This window comes from Vibrio sp. 10N.222.49.C9 (assembly GCF_041474985.1).
GTDB classification, from domain to species: Bacteria; Pseudomonadota; Gammaproteobacteria; order Enterobacterales; family Vibrionaceae; genus Vibrio; species Vibrio crassostreae_C.
In genome coordinates this window covers 1-334 of record NZ_JBFRVD010001181.1, presented here as the reverse complement: position 1 = coordinate 334, position 334 = coordinate 1, and the positions used below count along the sequence as shown (strand labels likewise).

At 35.0% G+C, this 334-nt stretch carries 1 protein-coding gene; it reads left to right on the top strand.

Annotated features, from left to right (window positions below; translation table 11 throughout):
- On the top strand, positions 1 to 334 hold a 334-nt coding region (locus AB4585_RS27470), incomplete at both ends, for a hypothetical protein (protein WP_372171915.1).

Sequence of the window (334 nt, the reverse complement as noted above, 5' to 3'; positions counted from 1 at the left end):
CTGAAGAAACGATAGCATTAAATGCAACTTGTGGCACAAAACCGATGTCCTTGGCATTTACAATGGAATTCGATAATCTCGAACAGTTCAGTATGCCATTATATACAGACACTATAAATAAGCGTGTGATTATCTTAAACGATAATGAAAAACTGGATTTTCTTCCTTATTCCGATGTCCTTAATATTCAAGATTATTTCAATCTCAATCACTTTGATGTTCATGAGCAGCGATTTGAAGATTTCGCTCAAATGAGGGATAGAGAATCATTAACAAAACAAATAATGAACGCTGCTCGAAACTTTCCTAAAGCAGTCTCGGCAATGAATGCTAT